19 protein-coding genes are annotated in these 21,365 nt (G+C 66.5%); 9 read left to right on the top strand and 10 right to left on the bottom strand.

Features of this window, described 5'->3' with window-relative positions; translation table 11 throughout:
• Nucleotides 1-78 precede the first annotated feature (78 nt).
• A complete protein-coding gene (locus Q7514_RS03325) occupies nucleotides 79-1,224 on the bottom strand; it encodes an RNA-guided endonuclease InsQ/TnpB family protein (protein ID WP_330131805.1) in 1,146 nt (381 codons plus the stop codon).
• A 135-nt stretch (nucleotides 1,225-1,359) separates the two neighbouring features.
• On the opposite strand from Q7514_RS03325, the gene Q7514_RS03330 reads away from it, so the two are divergent.
• Nucleotides 1,360-1,965: a DUF3515 domain-containing protein gene (locus Q7514_RS03330; RefSeq protein ID WP_330131806.1), complete on the top strand. Its 606-nt coding sequence runs from the start codon at nucleotides 1,360-1,362 to the stop codon at nucleotides 1,963-1,965.
• A 10-nt stretch (nucleotides 1,966-1,975) separates the two neighbouring features.
• Here Q7514_RS03330 and Q7514_RS03335 read toward each other — a convergent pair whose 3' ends face one another.
• Nucleotides 1,976-3,523 carry an acetyl-CoA hydrolase/transferase family protein gene (locus Q7514_RS03335; protein ID WP_408016028.1) on the bottom strand — a complete coding sequence of 516 codons (1,548 nt, stop codon included), beginning with the start codon at nucleotides 3,521-3,523 and terminating at the stop codon, nucleotides 1,976-1,978.
• A 165-nt stretch (nucleotides 3,524-3,688) separates the two neighbouring features.
• Between Q7514_RS03335 and Q7514_RS03340 the strand changes: the two genes are divergently transcribed.
• The 5 genes from Q7514_RS03340 to Q7514_RS03360 all read left to right on the top strand — a co-directional run bounded on the left by Q7514_RS03340 (nucleotide 3,689) and on the right by Q7514_RS03360 (nucleotide 9,252).
• Nucleotides 3,689-5,791 (top strand): RecQ family ATP-dependent DNA helicase, encoded by a 2,103-nt coding sequence (locus tag Q7514_RS03340; RefSeq protein WP_330131808.1) that lies wholly within the window; start codon nucleotides 3,689-3,691, stop codon nucleotides 5,789-5,791.
• A 142-nt stretch (nucleotides 5,792-5,933) separates the two neighbouring features.
• The gene (gene ectA, locus Q7514_RS03345; protein ID WP_330131809.1) at nucleotides 5,934-6,452 is read left to right on the top strand and encodes a diaminobutyrate acetyltransferase; all 519 of its coding nucleotides are present in this window, start codon (nucleotides 5,934-5,936) and stop codon (nucleotides 6,450-6,452) included.
• 66 nt (nucleotides 6,453-6,518) lie between these two features.
• Nucleotides 6,519-7,802 carry a diaminobutyrate--2-oxoglutarate transaminase gene (gene ectB / locus Q7514_RS03350; RefSeq protein ID WP_330131810.1) on the top strand — a complete coding sequence of 428 codons (1,284 nt, stop codon included), beginning with the start codon at nucleotides 6,519-6,521 and terminating at the stop codon, nucleotides 7,800-7,802.
• A 45-nt stretch (nucleotides 7,803-7,847) separates the two neighbouring features.
• Nucleotides 7,848-8,249 (top strand): ectoine synthase, encoded by a 402-nt coding sequence (locus tag Q7514_RS03355; protein ID WP_330131811.1) that lies wholly within the window; start codon nucleotides 7,848-7,850, stop codon nucleotides 8,247-8,249.
• A 64-nt stretch (nucleotides 8,250-8,313) separates the two neighbouring features.
• Nucleotides 8,314-9,252 (top strand): D-isomer specific 2-hydroxyacid dehydrogenase family protein, encoded by a 939-nt coding sequence (locus tag Q7514_RS03360; RefSeq protein ID WP_330131812.1) that lies wholly within the window; start codon nucleotides 8,314-8,316, stop codon nucleotides 9,250-9,252.
• On the opposite strand, the gene ligD is transcribed toward Q7514_RS03360, so the two are convergent.
• On the bottom strand, nucleotides 9,246-10,208 hold the full coding sequence (ligD, locus tag Q7514_RS03365; RefSeq protein WP_330131813.1) for a non-homologous end-joining DNA ligase: 963 nt from the start codon (nucleotides 10,206-10,208) through the stop codon (nucleotides 9,246-9,248). The genes Q7514_RS03360 and ligD overlap by 7 nt on opposite strands.
• 130 nt (nucleotides 10,209-10,338) lie before the next feature.
• Between ligD and Q7514_RS03370 the strand changes: the two genes are divergently transcribed.
• From Q7514_RS03370 to Q7514_RS03380, 3 genes are read left to right on the top strand one after another with little or no spacing between them, the layout of a single operon-like run.
• Complete coding sequence (locus Q7514_RS03370; RefSeq protein ID WP_330131814.1) at nucleotides 10,339-10,944, top strand: phosphoribosylanthranilate isomerase; 606 nt, start codon at nucleotides 10,339-10,341, stop codon at nucleotides 10,942-10,944.
• Between the two features lie 51 nt (nucleotides 10,945-10,995).
• Nucleotides 10,996-12,534, top strand: coding sequence for an ATP-dependent DNA ligase (locus Q7514_RS03375; protein WP_330131816.1), 1,539 nt, complete (start codon nucleotides 10,996-10,998; stop codon nucleotides 12,532-12,534).
• A 24-nt stretch (nucleotides 12,535-12,558) separates the two neighbouring features.
• The gene (locus Q7514_RS03380) at nucleotides 12,559-13,401 is read left to right on the top strand and encodes a Sir2 family NAD-dependent protein deacetylase (RefSeq protein WP_330131817.1); all 843 of its coding nucleotides are present in this window, start codon (nucleotides 12,559-12,561) and stop codon (nucleotides 13,399-13,401) included.
• Here Q7514_RS03380 and proB read toward each other — a convergent pair.
• From proB to Q7514_RS03415, 7 genes are all read right to left on the bottom strand, one after another.
• Nucleotides 13,398-14,498, bottom strand: a complete 1,101-nt coding sequence (gene proB, locus Q7514_RS03385) for a glutamate 5-kinase (protein ID WP_330131818.1) — start codon at nucleotides 14,496-14,498, stop codon at nucleotides 13,398-13,400. The two genes, Q7514_RS03380 and proB, sit on opposite strands and share 4 nt — an antisense overlap.
• A 13-nt stretch (nucleotides 14,499-14,511) precedes the next feature.
• Nucleotides 14,512-15,966, bottom strand: coding sequence for a GTPase ObgE (obgE, locus tag Q7514_RS03390; protein WP_330131819.1), 1,455 nt, complete (start codon nucleotides 15,964-15,966; stop codon nucleotides 14,512-14,514).
• 135 nt (nucleotides 15,967-16,101) lie between these two features.
• Nucleotides 16,102-16,365, bottom strand: a complete 264-nt coding sequence (gene rpmA, locus Q7514_RS03395; protein WP_054720124.1) for a 50S ribosomal protein L27 — start codon at nucleotides 16,363-16,365, stop codon at nucleotides 16,102-16,104.
• Nucleotides 16,366-16,401: 36 nt separating this feature from the next.
• Nucleotides 16,402-16,713, bottom strand: a complete 312-nt coding sequence (rplU, locus tag Q7514_RS03400; protein WP_054720120.1) for a 50S ribosomal protein L21 — start codon at nucleotides 16,711-16,713, stop codon at nucleotides 16,402-16,404.
• Nucleotides 16,714-16,937: 224 nt separating this feature from the next.
• Nucleotides 16,938-20,207: a translation initiation factor IF-2 N-terminal domain-containing protein gene (locus Q7514_RS03405; protein WP_330131820.1), complete on the bottom strand. Its 3,270-nt coding sequence runs from the start codon at nucleotides 20,205-20,207 to the stop codon at nucleotides 16,938-16,940.
• Between the two features lie 388 nt (nucleotides 20,208-20,595).
• Complete coding sequence (gene ndk, locus Q7514_RS03410; protein ID WP_330131821.1) at nucleotides 20,596-21,015, bottom strand: nucleoside-diphosphate kinase; 420 nt, start codon at nucleotides 21,013-21,015, stop codon at nucleotides 20,596-20,598.
• Nucleotides 21,016-21,032: 17 nt separating this feature from the next.
• Nucleotides 21,033-21,362, bottom strand: a complete 330-nt coding sequence (locus Q7514_RS03415) for a DUF4233 domain-containing protein (protein WP_132470785.1) — start codon at nucleotides 21,360-21,362, stop codon at nucleotides 21,033-21,035.
• Nucleotides 21,363-21,365 lie beyond the last annotated feature (3 nt).

The raw sequence follows: 21,365 nt of genomic DNA on the forward strand, positions 1-21,365 counted from the left end.
TCCTCTCCCGCCTGAAGGCGAGAGATTCCCTGACTTACGACAGGGCATTCCTGTTTCATCGAGGCTGCCTCTCTGCGCTTATGCGCGACGAGGTCTTACACCATCTCCGCAGGCTTGCACCGCCAGTCCGACGGCAAGAATGTTCTTCGCGGCATTGTGGTCCCGGTCGTGGACCGTCTCGCATGTCGAGCAAGTCCATTCCCGAATATCCAACGGCAGCGCGTCCACGATGCGCCCGCACGCCGAGCAGGTCTTGGACGAGGGGTAAAACCGGTCGATCGCGATGACCGCCCGGCCGTACCAGTCGGCCTTGTACTCGAGCATCGACCGAAAGCTCGACCAGCTCGCATCCGAGACAGCTCGGGCGGGACTGTGGTTGCGGACCATATTCCGCACGCTCAGGTCCTCGATGGCGATCACTTGGTTTTCGCGCACCAGTCGAGTGGAGAGCTTGTGAAGATGGTCCCGGCGCCGGTCGGCAATGCGGGCGTAAACCCTGGCGACCTTGTCGCGCGCCTTGGCCCGGTTGTTCGATCCCTTCTGTTTGTGCGCCAGTGCGCGTTGCGCCGCGGCGAGCTTCGCGCGGTCCTTCTTCTCGTGCTGCGGGTTGTGGATCTTCTCCCCGGTAGAGAGGGTGTACAGGCTGGTGATCCCGGCGTCGAGTCCGACCATGACCTCGGTCGGGCCGTGCTCGGTGATCGTGGTCTCGACCAGGATCGAGATGTGAAACCGACCCCGAGCGTCGCGAGACACGGTGACCTGCGACGGAACCGCTCCCTCGGGCAACAGGCGAGACCAGCGGATGTCCAGCGGTTCCGCCTGTTTGGCGAGCTTGATCTGCCCGTCCCGGTAGGTGAAGCAGTTCGAGAAGTAGGTCGCCGAGTCCTTCGAGCGACCCTTCTTTCTGAACGTCGGGTAGCTCGCCTGCTTGCGCCAGAACTTGTCGAACGCGCCCTGAAGATTCCGCAGCGCGGCCTGGAGCGGACCCTTGGATGGTTCGGTGAGCCATTCCGTTTCGGGATCGCACTTCCAGCCGGTGAGCATCTTGTCCGTCTCGGCGTGGGTGATGTTCCTGCGTTCCCGCGACCAGGCGCGGGAGCGTTCGTCCAGCGCCCGGTTGTAGACGTACCGCACACAGCCGAAGGTCCGGGCGAGCTGCTCGCGCTGCTCGTCCGTGGGATAGAAGCGGTACTTGTATGCCCGCTTCACCACCTTCGATGCCATGCGTGACAGAATACAATGTGCTTCTGTCATGAAATCTTGATGCGCTATCACCGGCCTGAAGGCTGGGCCTGCGCGCGACCCACTCCGGTCAAACGGAACCTTCCTACCCGCTCACTCTCCGATTCCGGGAAATAGATGAACGACAACTCTGCGCCCGAACCCGACCCGACCGCGACAGATGTCCCCGAGAGCGCCGCTGACGAGCCCCGCCGCAGCCCCGCGATGATCGCCACCGCGGTCGCGCTTCCCGTCGCGCTGCTCACCGGGATCGTCCTGGCGGCCGTCATGGTGTCGCGGGATCCCGTGACAAGTCCGGTGGGGCTGGGGCCGGTTCCCGCACCGGAAGCGGAATCGACCTCGTGCTCCGACCTGCTCGGCGCGCTCCCCGAGGACATGGGCGACTTCGCCCGCGCGGAGCTGGCCGATCCCGCCCCGGTCGGGGCGGCAGCGTGGCAGGCTCCCGACGCGTCCGAGGTCGTCCTGCGGTGCGGTCTCGACCGGCCCGCCGACTTCGATCAGGCAGCCGCGCTGCAGATCATCGACGGAGTGCAGTGGTTCGAGGTGTCGGGCGCCGAGCAGGGCATCGATGCCAGCACGTGGTATGTAGTGGACCGTCCGGTCTACGTCGCGCTGACGGTCCCGAACGGCTCGGGCGCGACTCCTCTGCAGGACATCTCGGCGGCCGTGATAGAAGTCCTACCTCAGCAGGAGATCGACCCCGCTCCGATCGAGGGTCCCTGAGCCGGCGCGATCAGCGCGCGTGCATGGTTCCGGTCTGCTGGAACCGCTGGTGGAATCCGAAGGCTTCCCCGAGCAGATGTGGAGTGTGACCCGCACCCTCGGTTGCTTCGGCGCGCTCGACGTAATCGGTCAACTCCGCGCGGTAGTCGGGGTGTGCGCACTTTTCGATCACCACCCGCGAACGACGGCGCGGTGCAAGTCCACGCAGGTCCGCGAGCCCCTGCTCGGTGACGAGAATCTGCACGTCGTGCTCGGTGTGGTCGATGTGCGGCACCATCGGCACGATCGAGGAAATTGCACCGTTGCGCGCAGTGGAGGGGCTCAGGAACATCGAGAGGTAACCGTTGCGGGCGAAATCTCCCGAACCACCGATCCCATTCATCATCCGTGTCCCCATCACGTGGGTGGAGTTGACGTTGCCGTATATATCGGCCTCGAGCATTCCGTTCATCGCGATGACTCCGAGGCGCCGGACGATCTCCGGATGGTTGCTGATCTCCTGCGGCCTGAGCAGGATGTGCTCACGGTAGAAATCGATGTTCCGCACCAGCTTGTCGAGCCCTTCTGCCGACAGCGCGAATGCCGTCGAGGAGGCGAAGCGCACCGTACCGTCGTCGATGAGCTGCAGCATGCCGTCCTGGATGACCTCCGAATAGCAGGTCAGTCCACGGTAGGGGCCGCTGGAGAGCCCTGCGAGCACCGCGTTGGCGACGTTCCCGATGCCCGACTGCAGGGGCAGGAGCGTATCGGCGGGCAGACGTCCGGCCTGGACCTCGTGACGGAAGAAGTCCAGAACGTGGGTAGCGATGGCGTCGCTGGTCGCGTCCTGTGGTGTCAGCTTCGCGGTGGTATCGGGCGATTCGGTCTCCACCACGGCGACGACACGCTCGGGATCCACCCGGAAGAAGGGCTGCCCGATCCGGTCGTCCACATCGGTGAGGAGGATCGGTGTGCGATGCGGCGGCAGCGCGGTGCCGTAGTAGATGTCGTGGCCACCCGCGAGTCCCTCCGGAATCCACGAGTTGACCTCGAGGATGATCTTCTCGGCCACATCGAGCCAGGTCTTGCTGTTGCCGACGGATGTCGCGGGTATCAACTCCCCGGACTCGGTGATTCCGGCAACCTCCACCACCGCGACGTCGACGTTGCCGTAACAGCCCTCCCACACCTGCTGTGCGACGTGCGACAGGTGGATGTCCACGTAGTCGATGCGTCCGTCGTTGATGCGGGCCCGAGCGGTCGGCTCGGCCTGGTAGGGCATCCGTAGAGCGATACCGTCGGTCTCGGCGAGCAGACGCTCGGTGTCCGCCGAGACCGACGCACCGGTGAGCAGATCGACGGCGAACTCGTCACCGGCCGCGCGGGCGGCACGGATGCGCTCGGCGAGCGCACAGGTGACGGCTTTCGGGGTGCCGGCGCTGGCGAAACCACTGATCGCCACGGTATCCCCACGGTGGATGTGCCGCACTGCCTCCTCCGCCGAGACGATCTTCTTGCGGAATTCTCGGTTCCGGATCCGATCCGTGCTGGAGACCGGAGCGGTGGGGGCAGAGCTCATCGACATGCAGGCAGTTTAGCGGCGCTAAAGATCGGTGGATCACACTACCCGTACCCGAGGGAACAAGATCACCGTAACGTACAGCAAGTAGGTGGCCTCCCGATTGCTCCATTCCTGTTCCGTGCACGACGGGTGGGCGTCGGACCCGTCGGGCACGATGGGCGCATGGGCACTGCGATGATCGATCTGCGCGACGAGGCCGAACGCCTGCTCGGCGAACTGGCCGGGCCGGGGGCGACACTCCGCGACGACCAATGGACGGCGATCGAGGCGCTCGTGGTGCACCGTCGTCGCGCTCTCGTGGTGCAACGCACCGGCTGGGGCAAGTCCGCGGTGTACTTCATCTCCGCCAAGCTTCTCCGCGCGCACGGCCACGGGCCCACCGTCATCGTCTCTCCGCTGCTCGCTCTGATGCGCAATCAGGTGGAGGCCGCCGAGCGGGCAGGCGTGCACGCCGCGACTATCAACTCCGGGAACGTCACCGAGTGGGGCGGCATCCATCAGCGCATCGCGGACGGCGAGGTCGACGTCCTGCTCGTCAGCCCCGAGCGACTCAACAATCCGGACTTCCGCGACCAGGTCCTGCCCTCACTTGCCCGTGATGCCGGACTCGTCGTGGTCGACGAAGCGCACTGCGTATCGGACTGGGGCCACGATTTCCGACCCGACTATCGGCGTATCCGCACGCTGGTCGCAGAACTCGGAGCGGGCATCCCGGTCCTGGCCACCACGGCGACCGCGAACAACCGGGTGGTCGCGGATGTCGCTACCCAACTCGGTGTGGGGGCAGGCAGCGACGACACACTGGTCCTGCGAGGTGGGCTCGACAGGCCGTCACTGCACTTGTCGGTGGTCCGGATCGACGAGCCTGCACGACGCGCCGCATGGCTTGCACAACGCCTGCACGAGCTCCCCGGCTCGGGCATCATCTATGCGCTGACGGTGTCCGCAGCACGCGACCTCGCGTCGTTGCTCGCCGAGCACGGACACACCGTGGCCGCATACACCGGGCAGACCGATACCGCCGAGCGTGAACAACTCGAGGCCGATCTCCTCGCGAACCGCGTCAAGGCCTTGGTCGCCACGTCTGCGCTCGGGATGGGCTTCGACAAACCCGACCTCGGGTTCGTGGTGCACCTCGGCGCCCCGTCGTCGCCGATCTCGTACTACCAGCAGGTCGGGCGCGCGGGCAGATCCACCGATCGCGCCGAAGTGATCCTCATGCCCGGCAGTGAAGACCGCCAGATATGGAAGTGGTTCGCTTCGGTCGCGTTCCCGGAGGAATCGCTGGTTCGCCGCGTGATCGGCGCGCTGGATGATGAGCGCCCGCTGTCCACGCAGGCACTCGAGCCCCGTGTCGACCTCAATCGGTCCCGGCTCGAGATGGTGCTCAAGGTCCTCGATGTCGACGGCGCGGTGCGCCGCGTCAAGGGGGGCTGGATCGCGACCGGGCAGTCATGGGAGTACGACGCCGAACGCTATGCCCGCCTCGAGGCGGCGCGTGCGGCCGAGCAGGAGGCGATGCTCGAGTACGAGCGGACCACGGGTTGCCGGATGGTCTTCCTGCGGCGCCAGCTGGACGACCCCGAGACGAACCCGGATATGCCCGGGTGTGGTCGGTGCGACAACTGCACCGGAATTCGCTGGGACGCCGGAGTCGACGACGAAGAGGTACAGCGCACCCGTACCCGACTCGAACGCCCGGGTGTCGATCTACCGCCCCGCAAGCAGTGGCCCACCGGCATGTCCACACTCGGCGTGAAGCTGTCCGGGAAGATCACCGACGGGCCGGAGCCCGGACGAGTATTGGGCCGGCTGTCCGATCTCGGGTGGGGCCCGCGGTTGCGAACGCTGCTGGACGGTCCCGATACCGAGGCGCCCGAATCCGTCGTGAAGGCCGCAGTCGCCGTGCTGGCGGCGTGGGACTGGGCCGAGCGCCCGACCGCAGTGATGGCCGTGGAGTCGGCCGACCATCCGGTCTTGGTGGAGACGCTCGCCGCGCAGCTCGCCCGACTCGGACGCCTGCAGAACTTGGGGGTGCTGCGACGACGCCCGGGACAACCCACGGTGACCGCCGCCAATTCCGCGTACCGCATCGCCGCGTTGGTCGACGCGTGGGAGCCGGTGGATCTCGACGCGCATCACGGACCGATACTCCTCGTCGATGCCGTGACCGACACCGGGTGGACGTTGACGATGGCGGCGCGCCATCTCGCGTCGGCGGGAGCAGACGCCGTCCTCCCGTTCGCACTGGCAAGCCCGAAGTAATCGCTCCGGCAACGCCAACCGATACACAATTGTGACCGGCCTCACAACTGGCGCCTCACCTGCGCAGAGCCCGGGTAATCTCTCACCGATTCGGACCAAAGGGGTGATTTCGATCCGGACTCTTGTTAGGTTCGAACTACTTATGAAGCCCGTTATGGAGAGTAGTACCCCAACGACCGAACCGGCTGAATTGAGTTTTCGGAGCCCACAGATATCCGACGGAAAGCGTTTGTGGCAGATTGCCCGCGATTCCGAGGTGCTCGACGTCAATTCCGGTTATGCGTACGTACTGTGGTGTCGCGATTTCGCCGACACATCGGTTGTCGCAACGGACGAGACCGACCGCCCGGTCGGATTCATCACCGGCTACCGCAGGCAGGACTCCCCCCAGACACTGTTCGTATGGCAGGTTGCCGTCGACGCTGATCAGCGTGGTCGCGGAGTCGCCGGGCGCATGCTCGACGCGCTCCTGGATCGCCTCCGCCCGTCCGGTGTGACGCGGCTGGAAACCACCGTCAGCCCCGACAACGCCGCCTCGATCGCCATGTTCACCGCCCTGGCACGACGCCGTGGCACTCATATCACGCGAACCGATTTGTTCGCTCCCGACGATTTTCCCGATTCACATCTTGCGGAAGATCTTTACACGATCGGCGACTGATCAGGCATTACGGAGAATTCCGTGCCGAGTTCGCCATCGAAATTCATCACAGGAGGACCAGAGAAAATGACCATCCTGGAAGACAAGCCCGGCACCCACGCTGGTAACGATATCTTCGAGCACCTCGAATCCGAGGTCCGCAGTTACAGCCGTGGGTGGCCCACAGTATTCGAAACCGCGTCCGGCTCCTGGCTGCGGAGCGAGGACGGCAAGGACTACCTCGACTTCTTCGCCGGTGCAGGGGCCCTGAACTACGGCCACAACAACCCGATCCTCAAGTCCGCCCTGGTGGACTACATCATGAAGGACGGGATCACCCACGGCCTCGACATGATGACCACCGCCAAGCGCGATCTCCTGGAGACGTTCGAGCGTGTGATCCTGCAGCCACGTGGGCTCGACTACAAGGTCCAGTTCCCCGGCCCGACCGGCACCAACACCGTCGAAGCCGCGCTCAAGCTGGCCCGCAAGGTCACCGGCCGCGAATCGATCATCAACTTCACCAACGCATTCCACGGCATGACGCTGGGCGCACTCTCGGTGACCGGCAACTCGATGAAGCGCGCCGGTGCCGGCGTTCCGCTCGTGCACGCCACCCCGATGCCGTTCGACAACTACTTCAACGGTGTCACCGAGGACTTCCAGTGGTTCTCCCGCGTGCTCGACGATTCCGGCAGTGGTCTCAACCGGCCCGCCGCGGTGATCGTCGAAACCGTGCAGGGTGAGGGCGGCGTCAATGTCGCGCGCGCCGAATGGCTTCGCGCCCTGGCGGATCTGTGCTCCGAGCGCGAGATCCTGCTCATCGTCGACGACGTTCAGATGGGTTGCGGACGTACCGGCAAATTCTTCTCCTTCGAGGAAGCCGGCATCACCCCCGACATCGTGACGCTGTCCAAGTCGATCGGCGGATACGGCCTGCCGATGGCCCTCACACTGTTCAAGCGCGAGCTCGACGTCTGGGGCCCGGGTGAGCACAACGGCACCTTCCGTGGCAACAGCCCGTCGTTCATCACCGCGACCGAGGCCCTGAACCACTATTGGACCAACGACGAACTCGAGCGCGGCACGCTGCGCAAGGGCGAACGTATCCACCAGACCTTCATGAACCTGTCCGACATGTTCGAGGGTGTGTCCACCCGCGGCCGCGGTCTGGTCCAGGGGCTGGTGTTCGAAGACCCGTCCGATGCTCAGAAGGTGTGCGCCATCGCATTCGAGAAGGGGCTGCTGGCCGAGACGTCGGGTCCGTCCGACCAGGTCGTCAAGCTGCTGCCGCCGCTGACCATCTCCGACGACGAACTCGAGTACGGTCTGAATATCCTCGCCGAGGCCACCGCCAAGGTCCGTTCCTGACCTGCTTCGTCTCCCAGTTCACCAGTAGAAAGAGCATCGCTTCACATGATCGTGCGTACCACCGAGGAAATCACCGATACCGAGCGTGACATCACGTCCGAGGATGGACAGTGGCGCAGCAAGCGCATCGTGCTCGCCGGTGACAGGGTCGGCTTCTCGTTCCACGAGACGACCATCGAAGCCGGGACGATCAACGAGTTCCACTACGCCAACCACATCGAGGCGGTCTGGCTGGTGGAGGGCACCGGTAAGCTGCGCGACCTCGACAACGATGTCGTGTACGACATCGGCCCCGGGTCGATGTACCTGCTCAACGGACACGAGCGGCACCGTGTCGAGCCGGAGACCCGTATGCGGATGCTGTGCGTGTTCAACCCGCCGGTCACCGGCCGTGAGGTGCACGACGAGAACGGGGTCTATCCGCTCATCGTCGAAGAGACTGCCTGACCGACCCGATTGATCGGGGTCACCCAGCGTGACCGATGCGGGGCGGACGCATAGAGTCGAGGCCATGGCTTCCACTCAGCGTTCGCCCCGCATTGCTGTCGGCCCCCGGCCCGACGACATGTTCGTCCGGGCGGTCGCGAGCGGAGGCGGGATCACCGTCTCCCTCGAGGAGAGTCCCGACGCACTGATCTGGACCAGCGGCCCGGACACGTTTCCCGCGGCCCTTCCCGAATCGGTGCGCTGGGTGCAGCTGTCTTCTGCCGGGGTCGAGAACTGGCTCACGGAGGGCATCATCAAGCGGCACCCGCGGGTGTTGTGGACGTCCGCGGCCGGAGCGTATTCCGCCACGGTCGCCGAACATGCCCTGATGTTGCTGCTCGCCGGTGTGCGGGCGCTCCCCCACCATCTCGCGGCGTCCTCATGGGCGCCCGAAGAGTTCTATCCACATCTGGGCACACTGCGCGGAGCGACGATCGGCATCATCGGCGCAGGCGGGATCGGACGTGCCCTCATCCCGATGCTCGCGTCGCTCGGCGCTCAGACGCTGGCCGTCAATCGCAGCGGACGTCCCGTCCCCGGCGCAGTCGAAACCTTCCCGGTGGAGCGGATCGACGAGATCTGGCCGCTCGCAGACCATTTCGTGATCTCAGCAGCGGCCACACCGGACACCGAGCAGCTGGTCGGCGCGGAAGAGTTGGCCGCGATGAAGCCGACCGCGTGGCTGGTCAACATTGCGCGCGGCAGCCTCATAGACACCGATGCGCTGGTCGGTGCCCTGACGGCGGGCACGATCGCGGGTGCCGGACTCGATGTCACCGATCCCGAACCTCTCCCCGCCGGGCACCCCTTGTGGTCGCTGCCGAATGCGATGATCACTCCTCACGATTCGAATCCTCCGGCCCTTCGGGTGCCCGCCTACGTGGAGCGGGTGGTCGAGAACGTCACGCGGTTCGCGTCGGGCGTCGAACCTGTCGCGGTGATCGATGTGAGCGCCGGTTACTGAGATCCATTCTTCTCCAGTGCATTTCGATCGTCCCGATCGGACCATTCCAGCAGCCGATCGAGCGAGAACGCGTCGTCGATTCGGGCATGCAGGTCACCGAGTTCTGCGAATCGGCCAGGGACGGTCTCGATGGTGAAGTCGCGCGGTTCGAGGTCGCCGATCTCGTTCCATCGCACCGGCGCCGAGACTGTTCCTTCCGGAACGCCGCGCACCGAGTACGCGCTCGCAATCGTGTGGTCGCGAGCGTTCTGGTTGTAATCGACGAAGACCGCAGTGGGATCCCTGTCCTTGCGCCACCACGCGGTGGTGACATCACCCGGCGCGCGCCGCTCGACTTCGCGCGCGAAAGCCAGTGCAGCCCTGCGCACATCGTCGAACCCCCAGTTCGGCTCGATCCGCACGTAGACGTGCAACCCATGCCCGCCCGAGGTCTTCGGCCACCCCACCGCACCCAGCTCGTCGAGCACCTCGTGCACCACCGACGCGACACGTCGCACCTTCCCGAAGTCGCATTCGGGCATAGGGTCGAGATCGATCCGCCACTCGTCGGGCTTCTCCACATCTGCGCGACGCGAGTTCCACGGGTGGAATTCCACCGTCGACATCTGTACCGCCCACACGACATCCGCGAGATGTGTGACGCACAGTTCGTCGGCGTCACGGTTGTATCGAGGGAAGTGCACACGGACGGTCTGCACCCAATCCGGTGCGCCGCGCGGCAGCCGCTTCTGATGGACCTTGTCACCCGCGAGGCCATCGGGGAACCGGTGCAGCATGCACGGCCGGTCCCGCAGCGCGCGGACGATGCCGTCTCCCACGGCCATGTAGTACCGGGCCAGGTCGAGCTTGGTGACGCCGAGCGCCGGAAAGTAGACGCGCTCGGGATGCGATATCCGCACCGTTCGGCCGCCGACGTCCAGCTCGACAGCTGTCGACGAGCCCTTTGCTGCTCCCATTCCCCGACTCCCGTCGTCGATCTTCCTCGCAGTCCATGGTCGCCCGTGGCCGCGCTCCGCATACGGCATTCGCCGACATCGAGGAGCGCCCAGGGCCACCGCTGAGCGACGGCGACGTAGGGTTCAGTGCATGTTCGTCAAGATCTGCGGTCTCCGGGAACCCGAGCATGTTGCGGCAGCCGTCTCGGCCGGCGCCGACGCCATCGGGTTCGTCCTGACCGAGAGCCCCCGGAAGGTCACCCCGGAACGGGCGGCCGAGCTGGCCGCCGGAGTGCCCGAGACCGTACTCACCGTCGGCGTGTTCGCCCGGCAATCGATCGCGGAGGTACGGGCGCTCGCCGACGTGTCCGGGGTCCGAGCGATCCAGCTGCACGGCAACTACCCGGTCGAGTCCTTCACCGCACTCGCAGAGCACTCCGCTCGGCTGATCCGCGCGGTGGGCGCCGACACCGCCCAGCCTTTGACTGCGGGCGCGTTCGGCGAGGACATGCTGCTGGTGGACGCACCGAGACCGGGCAGTGGCGAATCCTGGGACCCCGCGGTAGTGCCGTCACTGCCCACCGGGCGCTGGCTGCTGGCCGGTGGCCTGTACCCCGATACCGTCGCCGCCGCCATCACTGCGGTCCGCCCCTGGGGTGTCGACGTCTCGAGCGGTGTCGAAGTATCGCGCGGGGTGAAGGATTCCGACGCGATTCGCCGATTCGTCGCCGCCGCCAAGAGCTCCGGCCCGCACTGATACCGGCAGCATTCTCCGACATCGAGAACCGTCCGGCGATACCGTCGAACCGTGTTGTTCACACAGGTGGTCGAGACGTCTGCAGCGGTCGCCGCGACCCGGTCGAGGAAGACCAAAACGGCTGCCCTACGAGCCCTGCTGGCGCAGGTGACCCCCGATGAGGTCGAGCCTGTGGTGTCGTGGCTGTCCGGTGTACTGCCGCAAGGGCGCATCGGCGTCGGGTACCGCACACTGACGGCGTTGCAGGCGGCGCCCGCCGACGATCCGACGCTGACAGTGGCGGAGGTCGGCACACTCGTCGACCGGATCGCAGACCTGTCCGGCCCAGGATCGACCGGACTGAGAAATGAACTGCTGTCCGACCTGTTCACCCGCGCAACCGCGTACGAACAGACCTTCCTGATGCAGTTGCTCGGCGGGGAGCTCCGACAGGGCGCACTCGAAGGCGTCATGACCGACGCCGTGGCGGCCACCGCGGAGCTTCCGACCGACGCCGTGCGACGCGCGGTGATGCTCTCGGGGCAACTTCCCCGCGCGGCAGCCGCGGCGTTCACCGGTGGGCTCGACGCGCTGTCCACGTTCCGGCTCGAGCTCGGCCGTCCGGTCCGGCCGATGCTGGCCGTACCCGCCGAGTCTGTCGAGTCGGCACTCGACAAGTTCGCCGGCGACTGTAGCGTCGAGTACAAGCTCGACGGTGCGCGTATCCAGGTGCATCGCAGCGGCGACTCGGTCTGGGTGTTCACTCGGACTCTGCGCGAGATCACCTCGTCGGTACCCGAACTCGTCGAGCTCGTTCACAGGCTTCCCTGCCGGAGCGTCGTGTTGGACGGCGAGACGCTCGCCCTCACTGACTCGGGGCGACCACGGCCGTTCCAGGAGACCATGAGCCGCTTCGGAGCGAGCACCGCACACGAACTCCTCCTCCGCCCGTACTTCTTCGATTGCCTCCATCTCGACGGCGTCGATCTGCTCGATCTTCCACTGTCCGAACGTCTTGCCTCCCTCGAGCGTGTCGCGGGTGTGCATCGGATTCCGGCGGTGGTCTCGCCGGACCAGGCCGCCGCGCGCGCCCACTTCGACGCCGCGCTCGAGCGCGGTCACGAGGGCATCATGGCCAAGTCCCTGTCGTCGCCGTACCTGGCCGGACGTCGGGGCAGCGCTTGGCAGAAGATCAAACCCGAGCACACGCTCGACCTCATCGTCCTCGGTGCCGAATGGGGCTACGGGCGCCGCACCGGATTCCTGTCCAACCTGCACCTCGGTGCCCGCGACCCCGACGGCGGCCCCCCGATCATGGTCGGTAAGACCTTCAAAGGGCTGACCGACGAACTGCTGCGATGGCAGACCACCCGGTTTCCGGACTTCGAATCCCACCGTGACGACCACACCGTGTACCTGCGACCGGAGTTGGTCGTGGAGATCGAACTCGACGGTGCGCAGACCAGCTCCCGCTATCCGGGTGGTGTCGCGCTGCGCTTCGCCCGGGTTCTACGCTATCGCCCCGACAAGTCTCCTGCCGACGCCGACAGTATCGACGCGGTCCTGGCCCTGCTCCCCACCCGAGGGAGGAACACGACAACGCAGGAATAACATGGAGGCCGCGAAGGAGGGCCTGTGTTCGGTACCCGAGAGTTGACGGTGACGAACCCGTCCGAGAAGTTGCATGCGCTCGTGGACGGGCGACGCGTCGCCGTCCTCACCGGAGCCGGGGTGTCGACAGATTCCGGGATCCCCGATTACCGGGGCCCCGATTCGCCGCCGCGCAATCCCATGACGTTCCAGCAGTTCGTGGGCGACCCAGTGTTCCGCCAGCGCTACTGGGCGCGCAACCACATCGGCTGGCGGCACATGGATGCAGCACGACCGAATGCGGGTCACCGCGCGGTCGCCGCACTGGAACACAGCGGAACGGTCCTCGGCGTCATCACCCAGAACGTCGACCTGCTGCACACGAAAGCAGGAAGCCGTCGAGTGATCGACCTGCACGGCTCGTACGCTCAGGTCCGGTGCCTTGCGTGCGAGAGCCGCATCTCACGGTTCACGCTGCACGAGCGGTTGTCGACAGCAAACCCGGGTTTCGCGGAGCGCGCGCATGGCGTCACCGGGCTCGAGGTCGCGCCCGACGCCGACGCCGTCGTCGCCGACACCAGTGATTTCGTCGTCGTCGATTGCGACCGGTGCGGCGGGATGCTCAAACCCGACATCGTGTATTTCGGTGAGATCGTGCCGCGTTCCCGGGTCGAAGCGGCCTTCGAGATGGTCGACGAGGCGGATGTGCTTCTCGTCGCGGGAAGTTCACTGACCGTGCAGTCGGGGCTACGTTTCGTTCGTCGCGCGGTCGCACGGGATCTCCCGGTCGCGATCGTGAACCGTGGCCCGAGTCGTGGTGATGTCCACGCGACGGTGAAGGTCGACGCGGGCACGTCCGAAGTTCTGAGTGCGCTCACGGAGCGTTAGATGCGCACCAGATCGTCGGCATGCACGACCGGTCGCTGCAGATCCTGAGGCAGCTGTCGCGTGGAGAATCCGATCATGAAGTCGAGCTCGCTCGGCTCGTAGGCCACGACACCACGCGCGACAGTGCGTTCGTCCGGGCCGACGAGCGCGACAACGTCACCGGCATGGAAGCCGCCACTCATCCCTGTGACACCCGCCGCGAGCAGCGACCTACGACGATCGACAACAGCGCGCACCGCCCCCGCGTCGAGGTGCAGGGTGCCGACGGTGTCGGCCGCATGCCGAACCCAGAAGTGGCGGGCAGACATTCGCTCGGGACGCGCAGCGAACGCGGTGCCCACATCGGCAGCGCTCAATGCCCGTGCGGCGTCCGATGCGGCGGCCAGCAGCACCGGCACCCCGGAGTCGGCCGCGAGCCGGGCTGCGGAGAGCTTGGTCGCCATCCCCCCGGTTCCGAGTGCACCGCCCGAGCCGGCCACGACACCGTCGAGATCTTCCGGGCTGGTGACCTCCGGGATCAAGTTCGCTCCCCCCTTACGGGGATCGCCGTCGTAGAGCCCGTCGACATCCGAGAGGAGCACGAGTGCATCCGCACTGGTGAGGTGCGATACGAGCGCGGCGAGGCGGTCGTTGTCGCCGAAGCGCAGCTCGACCGTCGCGACGGTGTCGTTCTCGTTGACCACGGGCACCGCGCCCAGCGAGCGGAGGCGGTCGAGGGTGCGCTGCGCGTTGCGATGCTGGGTCCGACGAGCGATGTCGTCGGCGGTGAGGAGCACCTGACCGACGGTGCGGTCGTACCGGGCGAACGACGTCCCCCACGCATGCGCGAGCGCGAGCTGTCCCACACTCGCGGCCGCCTGCTTGGTGGCGAGGTCGCGGGGTCGCGAGGTCAGACCGAGCGGTGCGAGCCCGGCACCGACCGCACCCGACGACACCACAGTGACGTTCGAGCCGGCCCGCATGCGCCCTTCGATGGCGTCGACGAGTTGATCGAGGCGTTCACGGTCGAGACCGCCGGCCAGACTCGTGATGGCCGACGATCCGATCTTGACGACAATGCTGCGTGCGGAAGCGATGACCCCGCGGGTGTCGCTCACTGTTCTCCTCGGTTCAGAACTCGTCGTCGTTGGCGAGACCGCGGCGGACCTTCTTGGCATGACGACGTTCGGCCGCGCCCACGCGATCGGTCTGATCGAGGCGCGAGTCGGTGCCGCGACCCGTGGGCACCACGTCGACACCTGCATGGGTCTGCGGTTCCCATTCGAAGCTGACGTCGCCGATCGTGACGGAGCAACCCGGTCGGGCGCCCTGTTTGACCAGCTCGTCCTCGACGCCGAGCCGCGCGAGACGATCGGCGAGATAGCCGACGGCCTCGTCGTTGTCGAAGGCGGTCTGGCGGATCCAGCGCTCAGGCCGGGTACCGCGCACGATGAAACCGCCCGGTTCGTTCGGGTCGGCGACAACGCTGAAGCCGGTCTCGTTGCGGGCGACGGGACGGATGACAGGACGCGCCGGAGCGGCCGGTGGATGCGCCGCGCGGTACTCCTCGACCATCTTCGCCAAGGCGAAGGTCAAGGGGCGCAATCCTTCTCGACTGACGGCAGAGATCGTGAACACGGGCCATCCGCGGGCTTCGAACTCGGGCGTGACGAACTCGGCAAGTTCGGCGGCGTCGGGAACGTCGGCCTTGTTGAGGATGACGATACGGGGGCGCTCGGAGAGCTCACCGAGGCTGCTGTCGCCGGACAGCGCCGGCTGGTACGCGGCGAGTTCCGCTTCGAGAGCGTCGACGTCGGAGATCGGATCGCGACCCGGTTCGAGGGTTGCGCAGTCCACAACGTGCGCGAGCACCGCGCAGCGCTCGAGGTGCCGGAGGAAGTCGAGCCCGAGACCTCGCCCTTCGCTGGCGCCGGGGATGAGCCCGGGCACGTCGGCGACGGTGAACGTCGTATCGCCCGACTGTACGACGCCGAGATTCGGAACCAGCGTGGTGAACGGATAGTCGGCGATCTTCGGCTTCGCAGCGGACAGCACCGAGACGAGCGAGGACTTGCCCGCCGAGGGGAACCCGACGAGACCGACGTCCGCAACCGACTTCAGTTCGAGGACGAGGTCGAGTTCCTGGCCTTCCTCGCCGAGGAGCGCGAAGCCGGGTGCCTTACGGGCGCGCGACGCGAGCGCAGCGTTGCCGAGACCACCACGGCCGCCGTGCGCCGCGACGTATCGAGTGCCCGCCCCGATCATGTCGACGAGCACATGACCGTCCTTGTCGAGGACCACCGTGCCGTCCGGCACCTTGAGCACGAGGTGGTTTCCGTTCGCGCCCTCACGGTTGCCACCGGCACCCTGCGCGCCGTTCGTCGCCTTCGCGTGCTGGTGGAAGTGGAAGTCGAGCAGCGTGTGCACGCCCTCGTCGACCTCGAGGATGACGTCGCCGCCATTGCCTCCGTTGCCGCCGTCGGGGCCTCCGAGCGGCTTGAACTTCTCGCGGTGGACAGAGGCGCAGCCGTTGCCACCCTTGCCGGCGCTGACGTGCAGCACAACCCGGTCGATGAAACGGGACATGGGTGGACCTCTCTCCGAACGAAAACTAACGATGAAACCAACAATAGGGGCGGGTCAGGGTGTGCGACCCTGGCCCGCCCCTATTGGGAGTATGTCGCGAGAACGCTCTCGCGGTGTCCTTATCGGACGGCTGACTCAGGCGTCTGCCGTGACCGGGACGATGTTGACGGTCTTGCGACCACGCTTGCTGCCGAACTCGACAGCACCGGCCTCGAGGGCGAACAGTGTGTCGTCGCCGCCGCGACCCACGTTCACGCCCGGGTGGAAGTGGGTGCCACGCTGACGCACGATGATCTCGCCGGCGTTGACGGACTGCCCGCCGAAACGCTTGACGCCGAGTCGCTGTGCGTTCGAATCGCGACCGTTACGGGAGCTGGATGCGCCCTTCTTGTGTGCCATGACGAACCCTCCTGGGTTGTGAAGCCGAAGTTCGAGTTACTTGATACCGGTGACCTTGACGACCGTCAGCTTCTGACGGTGGCCCTGGCGCTTGTGGTACCCGGTCTTGTTCTTGAACTTGTGGATGCGGATCTTCGGACCCTTGGTGTGCTCGACGATCTCGGCGGTGACCGAAACCTTGGCCAGCGCATCACTGTCGGTGGTCAGCGCGGACCCGTCGACGACGAGGACCGGAGCAAGCGAGACAGCCGTGCCGGGCTCACCCTCGATCTTCTCGACCTTGACGAGATCGCCCTCAGCGACCTTGTACTGCTTACCGCCGGTCTTGACGATCGCGTACGTTGCCATCGGACGGCTACCCCTTGCTTCTTCGAACGTGCTCGCGTCACAGTGTTGCAACACGACTGGTCTGGTGTGGCTGCTGACTCGGGTCCCGCCGACTTCCTGAATCCAGGCGCAGCTGGGCAGTATCGCCGAGTAGCGACTGTGCAAGATTACGGGAAGGTGACTACCAGGGTCAAACCAGGTGTGACAGAAGCCGGATCGACGCGCGCCGACCCGGCTTCAGCGGGTCACACCTCGGCGTCGACCGGCGGCCCCGCAGGCCGCCCTGCAGCGCGACGACGACGGGGACGGCGAACGATCTCCACCGCATCGGCTCCGTCGTTCGACGGCACTGCCGGCACCGGAGTGGCCTCGGACGTAGGCGCCGGCACCACGAACACCCGGGGTTCACCTGCAACGTCGTCGACCGGTGCCGCCGCTGCCCGCGATACCCGGCGGGCACGCCGACGGCGCGGAGCCGGTTCGGTCTGCTCGGCCTCGGGTTTCGCATACTCGGACTCCGCGACCGTGTCAGGCTCGGCCTTCACAGGCTCGGGCTGCTCGCCGTGTTCCGGCTCCACCGGCTCCGCGGGAGCCTTCGATCCCTCTGTGAGATCCGCCACGGGCTCACCGGAAACCTCGGAGGACCGCTCCGGCTTCACCTCGACGTCCGGCTTCTCCACGACCACTACGCCTTCCTCCGGGGCGGCCTTGTCGGCGCCCGGTGTCGGCTCCGCAGTCGTGTCGCTGTCGTCGGCAGGCTTGTCGTGCGTCTGGTGCGCTGCCATCGCCAGCGCCACCGGATGCGCCGCGCGCTTGGCGGCCTCCTCCGGGTCGGTTGCAGGCGCCGGGGACGCTGTCACGGGCTCGGCCACGGGTTCCTGCTGATGGTTGCTCTTGTCGCGGCCACGCTTGCGTCGCGATCCCCCACCCTGCGACGACCGTCCGGAATCCTCCGCAGGTTTCGCCTCGATCGGCTCGGAATGCACGATGATGCCACGACCCTGGCAATGCTCACAGGTGGTGGAGAACGCCTCCACAAGCCCGGTTCCGAGACGCTTACGCGTCATCTGCACCAGGCCGAGCGACGTCACCTCGGACACCTGATGCCGGGTGCGGTCACGCCCGAGCGCCTCGGTGAGGCGGCGCAGCACCAGATCGCGGTTGGACTCGAGCACCATGTCGATGAAGTCGACGACGATCATGCCGCCGATGTCGCGCAGGCGCATCTGCCGAACGATCTCCTCGGCAGCTTCGAGGTTGTTGCGGGTGACGGTCTCCTCGAGGTTTCCGCCCGCTCCGGTGAACTTGCCGGTGTTGACGTCGACCACGGTCATCGCCTCGGTGCGATCGATGACGAGGGTGCCGCCGGACGGCAGCCACACCTTGCGGTCCAGCGCCTTCGCGAGCTGCTCGTCGATCCGGTGTGCACCGAAGACATCGACCGTCGACTCCGATCGGTAACGCTCCACCCGCGGAAGGAGGTCGGACGCAACGGTTCGGATGTAGTTCTCGACGGTGTTCCAGGATTTTTCACCCTCGATGACCAGCTTCGAGAAGTCCTCGTTGAACAGGTCTCGGACGACCTTCACCAGCAGGTCCGGCTCCTCGTACAACGCCTTCGGCTGGCCCGATCCGTCGGACTGCACCTTGTCGGCCTGTTCGCGGACCGCTTCCCACTGCGACTGCAGGCGTGCGACGTCGCGTGCGAGTTCGTCCTCGCTGACACCTTCCGCCGCGGTGCGGATGATCACGCCGGCATCGGCCGGGACGATCTCGCGGAGGATGTCCTTGAGTCGCTTGCGTTCGGTGTCGGGCAGCTTACGGCTGATACCCGTCGACGAGCCGCCCGGCACGTACACGAGGAATCGTCCGGCGAGGCTGATCTGGGTGGTCAGACGTGCACCCTTGTGACCGACCGGGTCCTTGCTCACCTGCACGACCACCTGGTCGCCCGGCTTGAGGGCCTGCTCGATCTTGCGGGACTGGCCACCGAGACCGGCCGCCTCCCAGTTCACCTCACCGGCGTAGAGCACGCCGTTGCGGCCGCGGCCGATGTCGATGAACGCAGCTTCCATCGAGGGAAGCACGTTCTGAACCCGACCGATGTAGATGTTGCCGACCATCGAGGCCGATCCGGCACTGGTCACGAAGTGCTCGACGAGGATGCCGTCCTCGAGCACGGCCACCTGGGTCATGCCGACGTGCGGTCCGTCGATCTTCTCTCGGACGACCATGACACGCTCGACCGCCTCACGGCGGGCGAGGAACTCCGACTCGGTGAGAATCGGCGGGCGCCGGCGCCCGGCCTCGCGACCGTCGCGGCGACGCTGACGCTTGGCTTCGAGGCGGGTCGACCCGCTGATGCCCTGGACCTCGTCCTTACCGGCCCGCGCCTTGGTGCGCGGTTCCCGCTCGTGGACGACGGTGTTGGGCGGATCGTCCTCGGAGGTGGCCTCGGCTGTGTCGCCGGTACCACGCCGCCGCCGACGACGACGCCGACGCCGGGAGGTGCCATCGCCCTGGGTCTCGTCTCCCGAGCTGTCTTCGGACTCGTCGGACGTGCTGTCCTCCGCACCGCCGGAAGCGGTCTCGTCCGCGGTGGTCTCCGCAACCTTCACGTCGGGGCCGCCGGTCTCGGAGTCTCCGGACTTCGTCTGGTCGGACTTCGCCTGGTCCGACTTCTCGCTGTCGGACTGCTCGGCGGACTCGTCCTGCTGCTCGTTCTCGGCGCTGTCACCACGGCCACGGCCACGGCCACGGCGGCCACGGCGACGACGACGGGGATGCTCGTCCTGCTCGTCGCGCTCCTCGGCCGGAGCGGACTCCGTCGACTCGGCGGTTGCCTCGGTCTCCGCCTCGGTGTCGGCGGCGGCTTCCGCGGGCACAGCAGCCTCGTCAGCAGCCGGCGTCGCAGTGCCACGGCGGGCACGGCGACGGCGCGGACGGGTTTCGCCTTCTTCGTCCGAGGGAGTCTCCGGCTGGAGGAACAGCGGTGCGGCAACCTGCTCGGTCGACGGAGCGGGCGCGGGTTCGGGCATCTCGAACAGCGGTGTGTCCTGCTCGAGGGAGGTGAACAGTCCGGTCGGGCCACCCACGGAAGCAGCGGCAAACGGCTCAGTGGCTGCAGCGTCCTTCGTGTCGTCGAGCTCGAGGGTGGTGCCCGTAGACGCCCCGTCCACCGCCGGTGTTTCTTCGCGTGCCGGTGTCTCTGCGACGACCGGCGCCTCGGCAGGCTCCGGCGCCTCTGCGGGCTCCACGATGTCGGCTGGTGCTGCCTGCGCCTGGGGGGCCTGTTCGGCCGGCCCGCTCAACGCGGCGTGCAGTTCCTCCGCGGCCTCGCGGGGAAGTGTCGAGTGGGCGCTGCGCAGCTCGGTACCGAGTTCGGCCGCCTTGGCGATCACCTGCTTGCTGGTCAATCCGAGAAGCTTGGCAAGAGCGTGCACGCGGATCTTCGCGGGCAAGTTCAGGGCATTCGCCTCGGTTGAGTTGTTCTCCTGCGGCTCTTGATCGGCCACGTAAGTCTCCTAAGACCCCCGGGCGCGTCCATCACCGCGGAAAGGCGATGTGAGCGGCCACACGGGGGCGCTGCTTGTGTACTCGCGCAGTGAGCGCGAGTTCTTCCGGTCTCGCATCACTCGGTCGTTCGGTGCCCGTTTTCACTGCACGGCCGAGAGGTGCCTGGCTTGATCGCAAATCGAGCGCCGGTGCATCCAGCATGCGGCCGAGCGAGGTATCTCCTGCGTTCCTCGGCCACAGCGATGTCGGGCATCGATCCGTGATGTCTTCGGTCGTGCCGCGCGGGCTCGTGCGGTACAACCTCCCCCAGTATCCCATACAGAGATGCACAGATACGCCAACGGCGCCCCGAAGGGCGCCGCTCCGCATGTTCGGAAGGTCGAGCGTCTACGCAGACGCGAGCGCGGGGAACCACAGCGCGATCTCGCGCTCGGCCGATTCGACGGAATCGGATCCGTGGACCAGGTTCTCTCCGGCCTCGAGTCCGAGGTCGCCGCGGATCGAACCCGGGACGGCCTTCTCGACGGGGTCGGTTCCGCCGGCGAGCTGCCGGAACGCGGCGATCGCGCGCGGCCCTTCGAGCACCGCAGCGACCAGCGGGCCACCGGTGATGAACTCGAGCAGGCCAGGGTAGAAGGGCTTGCCTTCGTGCTCCGCATAGTGGGCCGCCGCGATATCGGCGGGGGCGGTGCGCAGCTCGAGGGCCACGATGTTCAGTCCCTTGCGCTCGATGCGCGACAGGATTTCTCCGACATGACGGCGGGCGACGCCGTCGGGCTTGATGAGTACCAGGGTCCGCTCAGTCACGGAGACAGCGTAGTGGTTCAGCCACGCTGGCCGGGAAGCAGACCCCGTCGCTCACGGTCTTTGATGTCTTTACGCAGGTAGAGGATGTACGCCCAGACAACACAGAACAGGATGCCGATCGCGCCGAACGCGAGGTCGACGAAGAACCCCAGCACCGTCAGAACCTGCAGGACAATGTTGAACGGGATCGCCCATGACCGTCCCTGAACACCCGCACCGAGGAACATCAACACGGCAAGCCCCACGACGTATCCGGTGGACACTGGCGTCAGTCCGCCACCGAGCGTCGCGATCACCGGGAGCACCAGCAGCACGACGATCGCTTCGAGCACGAGCGTGCCGGCCATCAC

Source organism: Rhodococcus artemisiae, assembly GCF_036327795.1.
Classification (GTDB): domain Bacteria; phylum Actinomycetota; class Actinomycetes; order Mycobacteriales; family Mycobacteriaceae; genus Rhodococcus; species Rhodococcus artemisiae.